Raw genomic sequence first — 16656 nt, 5'->3', positions numbered from 1 at the left:
TTATCCTGAGCTTTAAACTTCATAGATGAGTGACCTCCTAATAGTGAGATTTTTGGGCTGCAACCCGTTATCAACTCCTATGTTACAGAGGCACTCTTTTTTGTGCAAAGTCCAAATTATTCGTTATACAGGAATTCTAACGGAGAACGATAGTTGAATAATACACATTGATGAGCATGTGCTTCGGTATCCTGCTCATTTTATTAAGCTAACTGGCAGTTTAGTTTAATTCCTTGCAGTCAGGCAGCTATGATGAAATGTGGAAGCCTTATGCAGTTACTGGGCAAGAATAAGAAACAGCACAGATCGGTCTAGGTTGGTTTTTGGGAGAATATAAGGGTTTTCGGATCGTCCCACATTCCGGATGGGATACCGGTTTTCTAAGTGATCTGATTCTACTTCCCGATGAAAAATCGCTATTTCTGTAATGACCAATTGTGACTACGTCGGGCTGGATAGCGTAAGCTTACCAATACTTGATCTATTGCTTGATTAGAACATTTGCTAAATAAGCGATCAATGGCACACCAAGTTGCAGGAGCTTCAGGAAAAAGCGTAGATATTCTTAAAACAACTAACATTAAGATCCGAAAAGTATGGATTATTCCGCAAACGTGGCACTATAGTGTCTCAGAACAGATTTAAGATAAGGGTGAGTTCAATAAACATTCATTATTTTGAAGTACTAGTAAGTCGGTTTATGAACGAGGAGTTTGGAATTGAAGAACTACAGAGCAGGCTATATACCGCTTTGAGTTTCAGTCAAACTCCGTACTAGCACCTTAAAAAACTATGTTATTATCAACAAAAAAAGGGTGAGATATGATATGAAACTAATTGAGCAGGTATCTAAAATGATAAAAGAGGGAGACATGGAAAGTATCCAGTTTCTCTTAAAAAATGGTTTTAATCCGAATCAATCTGTAAGCTGCTATGAATCTATTTTGGAGTGCTCATTGGATTATCAGCAATATGATATTGCAAAGTTATTGATTGAATTCGGAGCGTTGCTCCCAAGTGACGTGATGGTTGATGCAGCAAGAGGGGCTGATCGTACGCTGTTCGAACATCTGCTTTCTAAGGGAGCAGATCTCAACGCCATTAATCATGTCGGTCACTCTGCTTTAAGTCGTGCGGTTACTTTCGGGAATGTGTCAGGAGCCTATTCTCTTATCGACTTAGGAATTGATTTAAGAGTGGTAGGAGGGGAAACCTTAATCGGTTGTGCAAATGAAGGTAGGATTGAAATTATAGATATTCTTATTGGTCGAGGCGTAGATATTAACTTTTATATTGTGGACAATGTATTTACTAGTGGGGCTACGCCTCTCATTGCTGCTGTAAAAGGAAATCAATTAGAAACGGTGAAGTATTTAATTAGTAAAGGTGCAGACACCACCATTGTGAGTCAAGTAGGATACCGTGCATATAATTACGCTAGAACAGAAGGTACTCCCGAATTAGCAGCTTATATTAAATTAAATGAGCCCCATGAATATCACGATATTAATAAGCGAACTAGAGAACTTATTCATGGTGGTGTACCTTTGGAAGTTATTGAGGTTCTAGGAAAAAGCGAGAAGCGACTGGATTATCAATCTGGGTATTATTCCAACTATCTGATCTTTGGAACTATTTCCGATGTTGTGTGCTTCGAATATCACGGTTTTAAACTATTTAATCTCTTGTTAGAAATAGGTAACTTCGAGGCATTCGGTATGATAACATGGTGTCCAAGCAATCACTTATTTGTTAGCGTAGACATTGAACATGAATGGATATATCTCTTGCATGATATGACCTGGGAAAACTTCTTGAAAAATCCGGGATTATATATCGATCGTATAATTGATGGCTACTATGATTATGAGGACATAGAATCATCATTACGCTAACTGGCAGGATAATTATAAGCGTCTCTTTCAAAGCTTATTACTAATCGATTGTATTTTTGAATGAAAACCCTTGCAATAATTTTCCATCGTTTGCTATAATTGTGGTGAGATGTTTTAGAAGGAGCAAAGAACCTTTCATGTGTACTCTGTAATGTAAGGTTTAAAAACGAGATAAAGCACTAAAAATAGTGATTTCACACTATTTTATTTGGTGTTCGTATCTTTAACCTTAGAGGGTATGCAGGGATGAGTGTATCATAAACCCATCATGCGGATACCTATATTGGTATCCGTTTTAGTTTTATGGGAAACTGCATCTCTATTGATCTCTACCTGCCTATCCTCCTAATTAATGAATGGAGGTACTTTAGATGAACTTACTGAAAAACAAAATAGCAATCGTTACCGGTGCAAGCAGATCGACGGGGATCGGAACAGCTATATGCCGTTCGCTTGCAAGTCAGGGGGTAAATATCTTCTTTACCCATTGGCATACTTTTGATGAAACAGAAGGTAACGGTGGAGAAAAGGAATGGCCTGAACATCTTTGCGAGGAATTGGAAGGTTTGGGTGTGAGGGCAGATCATATGGAAGCAGATTTTGCTAATCCTGAAATGCCGTCACTTATTATGAATCAGGTAGAGAAGTCACTAGGAAATGCTTCAATTCTGATTAATAATGCAGCTTATTGCGTATCAACCAATTATCGAAACCTTAATATCACTTCGTTAGATCAACACTATGTAGTGAACAATCGTGGAACGATCTTACTCAGCACAGAGTTTGCAAGAAGGTTTGAAAAGAATCATTCAAAGGGGACTCCAGGGAGAATTATCTTCATGGTGTCAAAAGGACCCGACCAGGATAACTTGGCATATATTTTGACAAAGGGGGCTTTGATTGGTTTGATCGAACCTCTCTCTGTAGGGTTGGCTCCACTCCATATTACAGTCAATGGTTTCGATCCGGGGCCCACTGATTCAGGTTGGATAACTGAAGAGATGAAGACACATTTTCTTCCTATGTTTCCAATGGGAAGGGTCGGCTTGCCAGAAGATGCAGCTAGAGGTATTAGTTTCTTAGCGAGCGATGATTCACAGTGGATCACTGGGCAAGTGATCAAATCCGAAGGCGGATTTCTAGGCAAATAATTTTAATTTAACTCCCATGGAAGAACGGAATTACTTCCATCATCTGTGGTGCAGCGTTTGCGCTGCATGTATGGCTAACGGAGAACGTTAGTTGAATAACGCACATTGTTGAGCAGGCTCTACGGTAGCCTGCTCTTTCTATTAAACTCCCATGGAAGAACGGAACTACTTACATCATCTGTGGTGCGACGCTTGCGCTGCATGTATGGATATACCAGCTAATAGCATGTCAAGATTACCAGTAAAATTACCCTAGATCTTATGTTATAGTTAAAAAACATAAAGCAAATAACCCTCCAATTCGCAGAAATTTTTGGAAGGTTAAACCAATTATAATTGTTAAGTCAGACGGAATGCCTTTTTACTTTTTAAGATGGCATAGAGCCAATGAACTAGCTTATTTGCACATGCGACTAATGCTACTTTATGCGGCTTACCCTCGGTTCTTTTACGTTCGTAAAATTCTTTGATTCGAGTGTTACGAGAACGAATAAGTCCACACTGAACAGCCATGACCAGCGCGTAACGCAGCTGCCTGGAACCACGTTTCGTGATTCGGTTTCGAGTTGCTGTAAACTTACCGGATGCAAAGACACTCGGGTCAATGCCTGCAAAGGCGACTAGCTTTTTAGGATGATCAAATCGGTCGATTTCTCCAATTTCAGATAAAATTGTTGCTGCAATTTTATGCCCAATACCGGGAATCGACTGAATTAATTCATACTCTTCAATTTCTTCAGCCAGAGCAGCGATGTTCTGTTCCAATCCAGTAAGATGCTCTTGGTACTGGAGAATGAGGGTAATAAGGACTTTCAAATTGATTAAGTGGCTTGCATACATGGTTTGCTGAAATGGGTTTTGTTTCGCCGCATCCAGCAGTCGTTGTATCCGTTGGTTAATCCAGTCCTCTGAGCGCCCCCGTTTCGAAGAAAGCAGTTCTTTCATCTTAGTTTTTAGTGTGTTTTCATCCGTCTGCAACACGGAATATGAGGTTGGAAATTCACTTAAAAACCGTAGTGAAATACCGGAATACATAGCTCCAAAGACACCTTTGTAAGCAGGGAAAACCTGATCTAAAACAGCTTGGAATTGTAGTTTAGTCTGTACAGACATCTTTGAAAGAGACTCGTATTGTCTTGTAAGATAGCGCAGATTGAGAAGTTGCACTCCTCTTTTCTTAAAAGGTTCAAACTCTTCCTTGTAGTACAACTCTCCCAATAGGTAAGCGTCAGCTGCATCCGTCTTTACTTTACGAAGTTGAGACTTTCTAAGCCGATTTGAGATGAGCGGATTAATGACAATGTAAATATAGTGATGTTCCTCTAGGAACTGAACAACGGGACTTTGGTAATGTCCGGTTGCTTCTAGAATAAGCAAAGGACGTTGTTTGGCTGCAGATTCAATATCCTTTAAAGCTTGAAGGAGATTAGCTAAACCATCACGAGTATGCTCGAAGTGGAATGTCCCTCTGAATGGCTTTCCACGCTCTAAAAAGGCTTGTCCATGGCTTTCTTCTTTAGAAATATCTAGACCGATAACTGGATTCATTTCATCTCTCCCTGTAAGTTTAGATTCACCGGCATCCCCTAAGATTCTTCTTGTCGCTCCATAGCATCGCTTGTTATACGGGATCTTATGTCCCAACCAGCCTCAATCATGGTCATGACAAGTAGGGGTGAACATTATAGCTCTCGGGATCAAGTCCCACGGGCAGGTACGTTCGACCAGGCTACCTTAATCCTCTATGCAAATGAAAAAAGGATCAACCAGAAAGAACTGGTTGATCTCATAATACGAACGGGCAGGATAGTAAATAGAATAAGTTTTATTATTCTACTAATATAAATATATGATTAAATAAAGCGGTAGTCAGATGTCAGGAGGAAATCATATGAATCCAACGTATGTTGTATGTAAAGATCATCCACAAGAAAATCTATATGAATACGTAGACAACAACAATATAAAAACAAGGTGTTTATTGTGCCAAGCTAGAGAAATACTACCCTCAAGAATCGAATCATACCACACTGCTAAATCTAATTTTGATACTGAAATTAAAGAAAGAAATAAACGATCAAATAGGGTAGCATTGTTTTTCCATACTATGTGGGAAAGTATCCACTTTAGCATATTCGAATTTGTTAAGGGCTTAGCTGCGTTCATAATGGGCAGTCTGATTTGGTTCGCCATTATTTATTGGATTATGACGCTATTTTTCAAAGATAAACAGGCCAATGCATATACCTGGATTATTTTTTCATCGATTTACGGCGTTGTAGTAATGCTCGTGATTATTTCTGAATGAAAAAAAACAAAGTTGAATTCATTTTATTATAAAGAAGAACCAACACTCGAATTGGTGGTTCAAGAATTAACCAATGAGACTGCTTCAAGTACTTCACATGTACATAATTTCAAAGAACTCATTCGGAGAAAATACATTCGTGAATCATCTGATATTGAGACTATTGACGCAATGACTGGCATAGAATTCGAAAACCATCTCAAATATTTCTTTGAGAAACAAGGGTATACTGTCAAAATAACACCTGCCACTGGCGATAACGGTGTAGATCTATTTATAAAAAAGGCCAAAATTATGACTGCAGTGCAGTGCAAACGATACAGCAGCTCTGTCGGTGTATCCGCGGTACAAGAAATTTATACAGACGCTAGCTTTCACAATTGTAACGAGGCACTATTGATAACATCTGCTTCATTTACTGCTCCAGCTAAAAAGATGCACATAAGCTTGGCGTGATTCTTTGGGATCGTGAAGAATTAATAAGGCAGTTAATATCTATACAAACAAAGGAATCATGGGACGAATACTTGATTCGATACTATGATTAAGCATTCATTTGGATATGAATATTTACACACGGGATCAACCTACTTCCTGATGGATTTCCTGAACCTTCATTGCAATTAGAGTTTCAAGCTAATATCCCATGGGTGATTGCTGAGTAGCATTTTGAGACATAATCGATTCAACTAACAGAGAACGATAGTTTAATCATACCCATGGATGAGCAGGCGTAGTGGTGAGCCGCTCATCTTATTGAACTAACGGACAGATTTTCGTAGCAATTTTCAACTCATCAGATGGGGTTTCACGGTACGCTATTTTGGGGGTGTTTTGATTGTCTAAAATTAAGAAGATAATGAACTTTTCTTTATTTTTTATCGTGTTTTTTACTGGATATGTATTGTACTATTCCAATCGGTTCCATATTGACAACGATAACATATCCATACAATTCGAGTTGAAAGATTGGTTAAATAGAGGTGGTATAGAAGAATTAAACCCTAATGTTAAAGACGTTGTGAGATTAGATAATTCAAATTCATACATCGTTTTATTTCAAATTGAAAATAAAAATTTTGGCTATTCGCATTTGATTAAGGGCTTGAACGGCAAGTTCAAGATTGAAGGGTCAGGAGGATATGGAACTAATGTAGTTTCATATAGAAAAATAGAAACAAATGAAGGTATATTTGGAATGTTATTCGGATCCAATCCCAATCTAAAAATAGACCACTTGTTAGCCAAACTAATAAATGAAGAATTTAGTTTTACAGCAGATATTTCTAAGGATGAAACGTTCATAAAATACGAGAAACTACCAACTGAGTTAAAAGAAACTTTCCCTGCTGAGATAACTTTCTTTGATGAAAACAATATTGTAATCCAATAAGGAAACTACTGAACAAACGGGCAGGTTAATGGAGCAGTTAAGAAGAATTATAAATACTAAGTTTTATTATTGAAGGTGTATCGTAGAGGGGGAGACTTGATCATGATTATACGGTTGGCTACCTTAGCCGATATCAATGAGCTGGTGCAAATGCGTTGGGACTTTTCTGTTGAGGATTATGGGAATAATACGGCTAACTTTGAGGAGTTCCACCAGATTTGTAGCGAATTTTTGATTAAGTCGCTTAAAGGCGGAGATTGGTACATTTGATTTCCTTAAGTTTAGGTCTTGATAATTTTCAGTCTAATACTTTATTTTCTCTGAACATCTAGAATCTCCAGGAAAGTTGGATTCTACAAATCTAATAGAAAGAGCAAGCCAATTCTTATAGGTTTCTCCTAAATAATTTCCTCCTCCATATGCTCTAAAGGTATAACTTTCTATTGAAGGTTTTCTCCCATACTATTAATTTCTGATATTTTCATGATTACGGCTCCTCTAATTATAAATTTAGAAATAATTAATGATACTACGTAATTCTTTAAACAATCTTGAACAATTACAGTTTTATATTCAAAATTAAAACCATCATTATATTATAAGCCTCATACATTAACTAGTGTGCAGGATCTAAAAAAATATTGAGTTGTTTATACTGTCCAATTTTTTTAGTGGAATCAAAGTAATATGGCTTTTGAAGGTGTCAAATTAAATAAGGGATGTTATAAAGATAAAAGTGAAGATTAACCTATATAAATAGGTTTGTACAAAATATTCACTTTTCATAAGCTGATCACGTAGGTACTTGGATTGAACTAAACTAATGGAGGTATTACAATTATGACTATTTAGTCGTACCTCACGTAGGTACGTGGATTGAACTCGGATTTGCAGATGTAGCGCAGACGACAGGTGGCACGTCGTACCTCACGTAGGTACGTGGATTGAACTCTGATAGATAGTGTTGTCGTACTGCGACATATAGCACTTGTAAATAACGAAACTTCTATTGGGATAATTCGTATTAATTAATAATTTCATTAAGGGTGGTTACTATGAATCAAGAAAACTTAACTTGTAAAGCTTGTGGAAGTAATACATTTACTAAAGGTGAAATAAACAATGGCTACGCTAACGTAATGCCAGTCGGTAAAATTTTTTCTAAAGGATCCCCAGTTATATATACTTTTTGTAAAAATTGCGGAGAAGTAGCATCAATTAAAATTGCAAAACCAGAGAAATTTTGAGCCCACAAAATGGGCTTTTTTTGACTTCACCTATTGCGCATTATGTGTCTACTTGGACTATATTGGTCGTACCTCACGTAGATGCGTGGATTGAAATATAGACAGGTGTTGCAAAATCTCTTGTTGGTCTTGTCGTACCTCACGTAGGTGCGTGGATTTTAGAGGTGGTAAGAGTCGGTTTCTAATCGCACCTCTTGTAGGTGCGACAGGGCTATGTTTATTTGACCATTTGATAATGGCGTCATTGCTGTACTTGATCCAAGCTAGTCAAGGCTCAAAGCATTTCTGACCTGGGGAGATGTTACGATTGAAATCGTTGGCACGATGGGTGTTATTCAGATTGTTGTGCTTAATAATATTAATGAAATATGGCTCAAAACCAAAACCAGCGCTTGACGAAATATGAATGGACATACGGATGTGCCGCAGTATCTCCATTCGGCGCACATTAAGGCTACTTTTGGTTTTGATACGCCGCAAGTGGGGAATGAAGCGCAAACGAGCGGACACACAGGACGCTAATTAGCTAAAAACCAACACATTAGGATGTAAGAGGACTCACAGGACCCTATTGATAGTAATTCACTCAACATTCACTAGCAAACGAGTGAATAAGGTCCTGTGAGTCCGCGAAAACTCGAAATGAGAAGAAAACGCAGAAATAAGGTCCTGTGAGTCCGCTAGTATTACCAATGGGTTTAGGTTGTACTGAGCTCGTCAATATGCTGAATGGAGTTTAGCGCAAATTGCTGAGCTCAGCAACGAATGCCGCAGTAGCTCCCTCTGACGCACATTAAGGCTACTTTTGGCTTTATTATATGAACGAGTGCCAAGGGGCCAAAAGCTTGCTGAAAAATGATCAATCATGCCTATAACGTACCTGATGTCCGCTTACGTATATAAATTTAAACAGTCAGGCACTTATTATGAGGTTGAGCCGAAAATGATATTCATTATTATATAGAGAAGTGGTGAACGTTTGTTACGACTACATAGTTGTATCAAACGTTCATTTTTCATTTTCAGCTTTGAAACGTATCATACACTTGGTTTGATAAGATCGGGATAACTACAAACTATGCTTATACTGTGCCGGTGTCATACCAGTGAGTGTTTTGAATTTACGATGGAAATGAGGAATGCTTCCAAATCCACATGCTTCTGCAATCTGTGCAATATTTCGATCATTCAGCTGTAACATCTCTTTCGCCCGAATTACCCGTTTGGCAGTAACGTAGTCGGTAACATTCATCCCTGTTAATCGTTTGAATACTCGTGAAAAATGAGCGGGCGAAATAGCAGCGTTTCGAGCAAGATCTGCTAATCCAAGTGCTTCCTCCAAATGTGAATCAATGTAAGTTAAAGTTTGCTCTAGCCATTGTGGTAATATGGCTGCGTACTGGCGCTGAAGCGGGTTCCCCCAAGTTTTTTCTGCATGGCGACTAAGCAATAATAAGATGTGTTGAATATGCATTCTAATCGCCTGCCTGAACCCTATTGTTTCCTCACTATACTCATGATGAACCTGCTCTATTAGATCAACGATCTGCTTGCGATAAGGTTCTGGTACTGTGAAGCGAAAAGATTGCTTTAATTGGGCGATTTCAAAAGGTTGCAAATAATGAAATCGCTCACCGATAGCAGAAGTATCATGTACAAATGCTGCACTAAAATAGAAAGCAGTTGCTCGCTTTGGATCCTCCCGAGCAGGAAAAGAGCGATGAATGGTATTACTAGGTATTAAAAAAATATCGCCTGCTTCTGCATCATAAAAGGTATGATCAATAAAAAAAGTTCCTCTCCCATCATAAACATATACAAATTCATACCAATCATGAACATGATTAGGCAATTCAAATTGTTCGCTTTTGGAATCACGATATACATATTCAAAAGGAAATTCAGCCTCAAAGTTAAACATTTTACGATACGGATTCATGAGTGCCTCCAATCTCTATATAAAAGTTATTATTCAGTCTATAGAAATATCAATATAGAGTATAAATAAGCAAGGATTAGCTATATATCCATTCAAATTTGTTGTCTATAATTAAGGAAATAATATATGATTCTCTCGAATAAGGGAAGCTTTTTTTCATGATGGTACGGAATATGATCATAGCTTAAAGGAGAGTGAATAGACATGATGTCCACACGATTAGATAAAGAGGTACTAACTACAAAGCAAAACCTAATGTATAACGAGATGATACATTCACCGATTAAGGTGCTGCAAATTGGTGAAGGGAATTTTCTGAGAGGTTTTTTTGATTGGATGCTTTATGAAAGCAGAAAGCAAGGTTTATACAATGGAAGTGTAGCAGTTGTGCAGCCGCGTCCAACTGGTAAGCCTAATATCGAAGCATTATCGGCTCAAGATGGGATATACACTTTAGTAACTCGGGGCTTAGAAAATAATGTTCCCATTGAACGGGTGGATCAGATTACGGTCTTCAGCACCGCATTTGATCCCTATGAGCATTGGGATAAGTTTATGGCACTTGCCGAACTACCTGAGTTAAAAATCGTAGTCTCGAATACGACAGAAGCAGGCTTGACATATCGACCAGAGCAGTGGAAAGAGGGAGAACCGATTACTTCTTATCCTGGCAAATTAACAGCATTGTTATATCACAGATTCAAAGCATTTCAAGGAGATCCGGAGCGCGGATTCATCTGTTTGCCATGTGAATTGCTAGAGCGTAATGGTGATACTTTACGCGATTGCATATTGCGTTATTGTGAAGATTGGCAGCTTCCTACAGATTTTAGAGATTGGGTTATTGATCATAATTTATTTCTAAATTCACTTGTAGATCGAATTGTGACAGGATATCCGAAGCAAGAACAAGCAGATGCTTGGTTCGATGAGTGGGGATATCGTGATCCAATGCTTACAACAGCTGAGCCGTATCATTTATGGGCAATAGAAGGTGATCCTTCACTAGATCGGGAGTTGCCGCTTGCCACCGCAGGAATGAATGTGCTATGGGTCGAAGACTTAAAGCCGTTTCAAGTGCGTAAGGTAAGCATATTAAATGGAGCACATACGTTTATGGCGTTATATGGTTTGTTACAAGGTGTAAAAGAAGTACGGTTAGCGATGGAAGATCCACATATTAGTACACTGATTAAGCGAACGATTCAGTCTGAAATTATTCCATCATTACCTTATGATTCGGCCGACTTACAGCAATATGCCGAGCAAGTGTATCAGCGCTTTTTGAACCCGTATATCCAGCATCGTTTAACCGATATTGCGATGAATAGTTTGAGTAAATTTAGAACGAGATTATTGCCAGCAATTCAATATTACCTGCACAATGAGCAGTTTGCCCATCTTCCTAAAGGGTTAGCTACAGCGTTAGCTGCATTAATCCGATACTATCAAGTTGAAAAAGTTGAAGCGGGCTATGAAGGGGAATCTTTTGCAGGCGAATCGTATATTTTGCGTGATGATCCAGTTTTACTAGATCAGATAGCTAGCGTCTGGAGCAGCTACAGTTACTTTTCAAGAGACAATACTTCTACATCTTTACATCAAGCTGTAACTCTCATACTCCAATTAGAAGCGCTATGGGGCTTCAATATCCATGTCAGCAATCCCAATTTGGCAGAGCAATTAACAGCTATTATGATGCAATGGGAGGAATTCGGCAATGAATAAGTGGATTAAATTACATGAAAAAGATACAGTAGCCATTGCTCTTAAACCCTTTTCCAAAGGCGATAAACTTCAACTGGACGATAAATCTTCGATCGAATTACTTGATGATGTACCATTTGGTCATAAAATTGCGCTCTATTCCTTGCAGGAAGGAGAACATATTATTAAATTTGGTAATTCAATCGGAGTAGCGACAACGGCCATCGCAGCTGGTCATTGGGTTCATACACAAAATATTAGATCCGGCTTAAGTGGGATTTTGAGCTATGAATATACTCCAAGTGTGGAAGCGTTTGCTGAGGCAGCTGTTGCACAGCAGCAATCCCAAGATACTTCTCGCATTTTTCAAGGTTATGTCAGAGCGGATGGCGAGGTCGGTATTCGCAATGAAATATGGATTATTAACACGGTAGGCTGTATTAATAAAACATGTGAAATTGTCGCTCGTCGTGCGTCGGCATTATATGAGGATCGAGTGGATGGCATCTATCATTTTGCACATCCTTATGGTTGCTCGCAATTAGGCGATGATTTGAGCTACACACAAAAATTGCTAGCTTCATTGGTTCGACATCCGAATGCAGCCGGAATACTAGTCATTGGTTTAGGCTGTGAAAACAATCAGATTGAGTTGTTCGAGCAAGTAATTGGAGATTATGATCCTCGTCGTATTAAATTTTTAAAGGCGCAGCAGGCAGAGGATGAAATTGAAGAAGCGTTGTTATTAATGGAGGAATTGGTTGAATTTGCAGAAAGCTTTACAAGAGAACCTGTACCTATATCACGCTTAAAGCTGGGCTTAAAATGTGGCGGTTCCGATGGTTTATCAGGTATTACAGCAAACCCACTAGTAGGTAGGATGGCAGATCGATTAATTGCTGCCGGTGGTTCGGCTATTTTAACTGAAGTGCCTGAAATGTTTGGTGCTGAAACGATACTAATGGAGCGATCAGCAAATGAAGAAATTTTTCAAGATGTCGTTGGTCTAATTAATGAATTCAAACAATATTTCATACGCCATGGTCAAGAGATTTATAAAAATCCATCTCCAGGAAATATTGCTGGTGGCATCAGTACATTAGAAGAAAAATCTTTAGGATGCACACAAAAGGGCGGGCATGCCATTGTTACGGACGTTATTGGTTATGGCAATCGCGTACTACAAAATGGTTTAACGTTACTTGAATCACCAGGCAATGATCTTGTTTCGGTCACAGCGCTAAGTGCAGCAGGGGCGCATATCGTATTGTTTACAACAGGAAGAGGGACACCATTTGGTGGACCAGTCCCGACGGTGAAAATTTCTACGAACACCGAATTAGCTCAGCGTAAGAAAAACTGGATCGATTTTAATGCAGGACGTCTACTTGACGATATGACAATGGAAGCGTTAAGTGATGAATTTTGGGAACAGCTTATTGCAATTGCTTCTGGGGAAATCCAGACACATAATGAACGCAATGGGTTTAAAGAAATCGCAATATTCAAAGATGGCGTTACGTTGTAGGCTGAGTTTGGCTAAGTAGTGTATTCAACGTCGAATAAACTACTAAGTCAATCATCGTTATCAAAGTCCGCTGTTTGAACTACCTCTCCTGGCTCTTTCTATACTGCAGGGGAGAGTACCCTGTCGTATGCTTAAACAGCTTATAAAAATTCCCCACGGACTCCATACCAATTTGTTCAGCGATTTCGTTCATTTTCAGATTCGTTTCGCGAAGTAAGCGTTGAGCCTCTCTCACTCTAACTAATTGCACATATTCTGCAAAGCCGAAGCCAGTACAATGTTTGAATTTTCTGCTTAAGTAGTAGGGGCTAATGAAAAATTGAGCAGCAACGTCATGAAGGCGTAGTGCTTCAACGTAATGGGTTCCTACATAAGTCGCAATTTCATACATCGTTTGATGAACAGATGAGGGTTGAGCCTCAACCTTAGGCTGCTCATCTTGCGCTCGGAAAACTAGCATTAGTAGTTGACGTAGTAATGATTCTAGCATGATATCCCGACCGCGGGCATTATCCTTTGCTTCCGAAAGTAAGTCCTGAACAATATTTTCTCCTTTATATTGCACTTGTGGTGGTAACGCAATAACCCCGCTTAGTGTGGTAAATGGAAAATCTGCTAGAAATGAATCACCGAAGTTGATCACAAGTCTTTCGTGATCAGCGATACCAGTATCGATCGTTCTATGCAATTCATGCTTGTCTACAAATACAAAGCTTCCTTGCTTTACTCGGTATGTGCGATCACGAATGAAATAATCACGTTCACCAGCAAATAAATAATAGAGTTCATATTCATCATGCGAATGTTGATCTTGCATCGTAAAAAAGCCTTTCCGCTTTGTATGGTCGATCATCATTGATTTTTCACTATTATAGTTGACACTCATTTTGACCTCCGCGAGTAAAGTGCAAGAATTGCGACTTTTTATTGATTTGAGCAATTATTATAGACGATTATAACTCATTATTGCAGTATATTAAAGGAGATCGTTTACATTCATTTAAAAGGGAGCGTTTCCATATGAAAAAGAAATATGCACTTATTGGTACTGGCGGGCGAGCACAATTTTTTTATGGTTCTTTGGTAAGAGATTATGGTGAAACGTCTGAGCTCGTTGCATTTTGCGATACAAATCAAACAAGAATGAACTATGCGAATAAACTGCTTGTCGAAAATTATGGTTACAAAGCGATTCCGACGTATAAAGCAGATGAATTTGAAAAAATGATTCAAGTAGAAAAGCCCGATACGATTATTGTGACGACGATGGATCGTACTCATCATACTTATATTATTAAAGCAATGGAGTTAGGCTGTGATGTTATAACGGAAAAACCAATGACAGTGGACGAGGAAAAATGCCAAGATATTATTGATGCAGTTAATAATACAGGTCAAAAGCTTCGTGTAGCTTTCAACTATCGTTATGCACCGCATAATACTAAACTTCGTGAATTGATTATGAATGGTACTATCGGTGATGTACATTCTGTACATTTCGAATGGTTACTTAATACAGAGCATGGTGCAGATTATTTCCGTCGCTGGCATAGAGATAAACGTAATAGTGGTGGAATGCTCGTTCATAAATCGACTCATCATTTTGATCTGATTAACTTCTGGCTAGACACTCAGCCTCAAACGGTTTTCGCTCAAGGCTCATTGATGTTTTATGGTAAAGAAAATGCGGAAAAACGTGGTGTAACAGAGTTTTATAATCGTGCTCGTGGTAGTGAAATTGCGAAAAATGACCCGTTTGCCCTTGATTTGGAGAAGAGTGAAGACTTAAAAGGACAGTATGCAGATGCTGAACATGAAGATGGTTACTATCGTGATCAAAGTGTGTTCGGAGATGGTATTTCGATTGAAGATACACTAGGCTTACTAGTACGCTATAAAAATAAAGCAATATTAACATATTCTCTTAACTGCTATATGCCATGGGAAGGCTTCCAGGTCAATATTAACGGTTCAAAGGGACGTATTGAAATGAAAATTGTGGAAAAATCTTATGTAAATTCCGGTGGGAAGAAAGAAGATGAAGGTGCGCTTCAATCCAAGAGTATTAAAGTAATTCCAATGTTTGGAGAAGCGTATGACGTGAACATTGAAGACAGTGAAGGTGGTCATGGTGGTGGGGACCCAATTCTTCTTAATGATTTGTTTGGAGTTCCAGAGGAAGATCCGTATCATCGTGCGGCATCACATGTTGATGGTGCAATGTCTATTCTTACTGGTGTTGCAGGTAATATTTCATTGAGAACAGGAATGCCAGTACAAGTGGATCAACTTGTTAAGTTCTAAAATGATATAGTATAGAAAATCAGTTAGAGGTGAATGTATGTCATACCTATTTGACTTTGGTCCAGCAGGAGTAGCTCAAGAAGGCTATCAAAAGGTTACGAATACTACATTATATGATGAAAACATAGATTTCGGTTTTACTACGACTCATAAAGTGTCAGCGAAAAAACGGACAGATGAGCTACTAACTGGAGATTTCTGTATTCCTTTTGATTCAACCTTTGTTGCTGATGTACCTAATGGTAATTATATCGTTACTTTACTGATGGGAGATGCTCATGCACCAACTCATGCTTCAATAAAGACAAATGGTGAGCATCTTGTTTTGCAAAATTATGAAACGGTAGCAGGACAGTGCGCTCGTGAACAGTTTGGAGTCAATGTACGGAACGGACAGTTGAAATTAAGCTTTGGCGGACTTGCACCACGCTTGAATGCTGTTGAAATGGTTCAGACTTCACAGCAAGTTACTATTTATTTGGCAGGAGATTCAACCGTTACAGATCCCTCGGTTGACGGTTTTCCGTTCTCAGGTTGGGGGCAAATGCTGAATTACTACTTTAGACATGATGTTGTTATTGCGAATCATGCGATAGGTGGTCGAAGCTCAAAAAGTTTTATTTCTGAAAGCAGACTAGACGGGATAGTAGACGAGATCAAAGAAGGTGACTTTTTATTCATTCAGTTTGGTCATAATGATCAAAAATCTGATGAGGAAAGATTCACCGATCCACAGACAACCTATCCCGAGCATCTGCAAAAATATATCGATGCTGCCCGTTCGAAGAAGGCAACACCAGTGTTAATTACTTCGGTGCACCGTCGCGATTATGATAACGATGGTGGGATCATTAACTCACACACAACGTATTTGGATGCTGTAAGAAAGCTAGCAGAGGAAGAAAATGTAGCACTCATTGATTTGGCAGATCGTAGCAAACAATTGTTTGAAGAACTTGGTGAAGAAGCGACAAAATCGATTTTTCTATGGGGAGAGCCTGGGGAGTGGAAAAATTTCTCGAATGGCACGAAGGATAATACCCATTTCCAAGAACAAGGCGGTTTGCAAATTGCCCAATTAGTGGTTGCTGGTATTCGAGATCTCAATCTCATGCCGCTTAAGATGTTTCTGAAACTTAAGGGATGAGATATTGTATGAGTTAAATAGTATACGACTAAATTTT

At 38.7% G+C, this 16656-nt stretch carries 14 protein-coding genes; 11 read left to right on the top strand and 3 right to left on the bottom strand.

The genetic code is table 11. From position 1 onward, the window contains the following. The first annotated feature begins 827 nt into the window (after positions 1–827). Together AC1TPB_RS23345 and AC1TPB_RS23340 are read left to right on the top strand one after the other, a co-directional pair. Positions 828–1895, top strand: coding sequence for an ankyrin repeat domain-containing protein (locus tag AC1TPB_RS23345; RefSeq protein ID WP_482078687.1), 1068 nt, complete (start codon positions 828–830; stop codon positions 1893–1895). A gap of 371 nt (positions 1896–2266) precedes the next feature. Further along, on the top strand, positions 2267–3046 hold the full coding sequence (locus AC1TPB_RS23340; protein WP_482078686.1) for an SDR family oxidoreductase: 780 nt from the start codon (positions 2267–2269) through the stop codon (positions 3044–3046). Between the two features lie 339 nt (positions 3047–3385). On the opposite strand, the gene AC1TPB_RS23335 is transcribed toward AC1TPB_RS23340, so the two are convergent. After that, on the bottom strand, positions 3386–4594 hold the full coding sequence (locus tag AC1TPB_RS23335; protein ID WP_482078685.1) for an IS110 family RNA-guided transposase: 1209 nt from the start codon (positions 4592–4594) through the stop codon (positions 3386–3388). A 343-nt stretch (positions 4595–4937) separates the two neighbouring features. Here AC1TPB_RS23335 and AC1TPB_RS23330 point away from each other — a divergent pair, with 343 nt between their 5' ends. From AC1TPB_RS23330 to AC1TPB_RS23310, 5 genes are all read left to right on the top strand, one after another. After that, entirely contained in the window at positions 4938–5354 is a 417-nt protein-coding gene (locus AC1TPB_RS23330; RefSeq protein ID WP_482078684.1) for a hypothetical protein, read from the top strand. Between the two features lie 54 nt (positions 5355–5408). Next, the gene (locus tag AC1TPB_RS23325; protein ID WP_482078688.1) at positions 5409–5810 is read left to right on the top strand and encodes a restriction endonuclease; all 402 of its coding nucleotides are present in this window, start codon (positions 5409–5411) and stop codon (positions 5808–5810) included. A gap of 505 nt (positions 5811–6315) precedes the next feature. Next, complete coding sequence (locus AC1TPB_RS23320) at positions 6316–6747, top strand: hypothetical protein (RefSeq protein ID WP_482078683.1); 432 nt, start codon at positions 6316–6318, stop codon at positions 6745–6747. A gap of 102 nt (positions 6748–6849) precedes the next feature. Beyond that, complete coding sequence (locus AC1TPB_RS23315) at positions 6850–7017, top strand: hypothetical protein (RefSeq protein ID WP_482078682.1); 168 nt, start codon at positions 6850–6852, stop codon at positions 7015–7017. 785 nt (positions 7018–7802) lie between these two features. Next, a complete protein-coding gene (locus AC1TPB_RS23310; protein ID WP_482078681.1) occupies positions 7803–7994 on the top strand; it encodes a hypothetical protein in 192 nt (63 codons plus the stop codon). Positions 7995–9063: 1069 nt separating this feature from the next. Here AC1TPB_RS23310 and AC1TPB_RS23305 read toward each other — a convergent pair. Beyond that, positions 9064–9933 (bottom strand): helix-turn-helix domain-containing protein, encoded by an 870-nt coding sequence (locus AC1TPB_RS23305; RefSeq protein WP_482078680.1) that lies wholly within the window; start codon positions 9931–9933, stop codon positions 9064–9066. Positions 9934–10137: 204 nt separating this feature from the next. Here AC1TPB_RS23305 and AC1TPB_RS23300 point away from each other — a divergent pair, with 204 nt between their 5' ends. Further along, positions 10138–11661 carry a tagaturonate reductase gene (locus AC1TPB_RS23300; RefSeq protein WP_482078679.1) on the top strand — a complete coding sequence of 508 codons (1524 nt, stop codon included), beginning with the start codon at positions 10138–10140 and terminating at the stop codon, positions 11659–11661. Next, entirely contained in the window at positions 11654–13168 is a 1515-nt protein-coding gene (locus tag AC1TPB_RS23295; protein WP_482078678.1) for a UxaA family hydrolase, read from the top strand. Before AC1TPB_RS23300 ends, AC1TPB_RS23295 begins: the two co-directional genes overlap by 8 nt. Before the next feature lie 79 nt (positions 13169–13247). Here AC1TPB_RS23295 and AC1TPB_RS23290 read toward each other — a convergent pair whose 3' ends face one another. After that, positions 13248–14054 (bottom strand): helix-turn-helix domain-containing protein, encoded by an 807-nt coding sequence (locus tag AC1TPB_RS23290; protein WP_482078677.1) that lies wholly within the window; start codon positions 14052–14054, stop codon positions 13248–13250. Between the two features lie 134 nt (positions 14055–14188). On the opposite strand from AC1TPB_RS23290, the gene AC1TPB_RS23285 reads away from it, so the two are divergent. Both AC1TPB_RS23285 and AC1TPB_RS23280 read left to right on the top strand, forming a co-directional pair. Then, positions 14189–15472: a Gfo/Idh/MocA family oxidoreductase gene (locus AC1TPB_RS23285; protein WP_482078676.1), complete on the top strand. Its 1284-nt coding sequence runs from the start codon at positions 14189–14191 to the stop codon at positions 15470–15472. Positions 15473–15509: 37 nt separating this feature from the next. Then, positions 15510–16619, top strand: a complete 1110-nt coding sequence (locus AC1TPB_RS23280; RefSeq protein ID WP_482078675.1) for a rhamnogalacturonan acetylesterase — start codon at positions 15510–15512, stop codon at positions 16617–16619. Positions 16620–16656 lie beyond the last annotated feature (37 nt).

This window comes from Paenibacillus sp. Y951, assembly GCF_056786395.1.
Note: the sequence above shows the minus strand (reverse complement) of the source record. Positions and strands in the feature narration are given on the sequence as shown.

What these genes read in the sequence shown, in the direction of transcription:
- AC1TPB_RS23345 (WP_482078687.1), top strand. Translation starts at nt 828, where the DNA reads ATGAAACTAATTGAGCAGGTATCTAAAATGATAAAAGAGGGAGACATG.
- AC1TPB_RS23290 (WP_482078677.1), bottom strand. Translation starts at nt 14,054, where the DNA reads ATGAGTGTCAACTATAATAGTGAAAAATCAATGATGATCGACCATACA.
- AC1TPB_RS23340 (WP_482078686.1), top strand. Translation starts at nt 2,267, where the DNA reads ATGAACTTACTGAAAAACAAAATAGCAATCGTTACCGGTGCAAGCAGA.
- AC1TPB_RS23300 (WP_482078679.1), top strand. Translation starts at nt 10,138, where the DNA reads ATGATGTCCACACGATTAGATAAAGAGGTACTAACTACAAAGCAAAAC.
- AC1TPB_RS23280 (WP_482078675.1), top strand. Translation starts at nt 15,510, where the DNA reads ATGTCATACCTATTTGACTTTGGTCCAGCAGGAGTAGCTCAAGAAGGC.
- AC1TPB_RS23285 (WP_482078676.1), top strand. Translation starts at nt 14,189, where the DNA reads ATGAAAAAGAAATATGCACTTATTGGTACTGGCGGGCGAGCACAATTT.
- AC1TPB_RS23330 (WP_482078684.1), top strand. Translation starts at nt 4,938, where the DNA reads ATGAATCCAACGTATGTTGTATGTAAAGATCATCCACAAGAAAATCTA.
- AC1TPB_RS23305 (WP_482078680.1), bottom strand. Translation starts at nt 9,933, where the DNA reads ATGAATCCGTATCGTAAAATGTTTAACTTTGAGGCTGAATTTCCTTTT.
- AC1TPB_RS23310 (WP_482078681.1), top strand. Translation starts at nt 7,803, where the DNA reads ATGAATCAAGAAAACTTAACTTGTAAAGCTTGTGGAAGTAATACATTT.
- AC1TPB_RS23315 (WP_482078682.1), top strand. Translation starts at nt 6,850, where the DNA reads ATGATTATACGGTTGGCTACCTTAGCCGATATCAATGAGCTGGTGCAA.
- AC1TPB_RS23295 (WP_482078678.1), top strand. Translation starts at nt 11,654, where the DNA reads ATGAATAAGTGGATTAAATTACATGAAAAAGATACAGTAGCCATTGCT.
- AC1TPB_RS23335 (WP_482078685.1), bottom strand. Translation starts at nt 4,594, where the DNA reads ATGAATCCAGTTATCGGTCTAGATATTTCTAAAGAAGAAAGCCATGGA.